The sequence below is a fragment of the Pseudomonas sp. B414 genome (genome assembly GCF_055408445.1).
In genome coordinates, this window is record NZ_JBUZTQ010000092.1 from 1 (window position 1) to 528 (window position 528).

Annotated in this window: 1 protein-coding gene; it reads left to right on the plus strand. The window is 56.2% G+C overall.

The window, feature by feature from the left end:
- Positions 1-528 (plus strand): Ig-like domain-containing protein (locus tag ACZRMH_RS25825; RefSeq protein WP_464015819.1); only part of this gene is annotated, 528 nt, incomplete at both ends.

A 528-nucleotide genomic window follows, 5' to 3' on the forward strand; every position in this document is an offset into this window, starting at 1 on the left:
ACCCCGATCTTCAGTGGCACCGCTGAAGCCAGAAGCACAGTGATTATCTACGACGATACTACTGAGCTGAGTCGCGTCCAGGTCAATGACTCCGGCGAGTGGACTTACACCGCCACCGCTCTGACTGAAGGCGTCCACAGTTTTACCACCGTGGTCGAAGATTTCGCCGGCAACCAAAGCCTGGCAAGTGCCGTCATCGGCTTTACCGTCGATACGGTTTCACCAGACGCTGCAACTGGCACCCTGAGTGATGACGTCACTCCGGTTACCGGCTCTATCATCAACAGCAGTACCACCAACGACACCACCCCGATCTTCAGTGGCACCGCTGAAGCCGGAAGCACTGTGATCATTTATGACGGCAGCACCGAGCTGGCCCGTGAAACCGTCGATGCCGCTGGCATCTGGACTTACACCGCCACTGCCCTGACTGAAGGCGGCCACATTTTCAGTACTGTGGTCGAAGATTTCGCCGGTAACCAAAGCCTGGCCAGTTCCGCGATCAATTTCACCGTCGATACGGTTTTA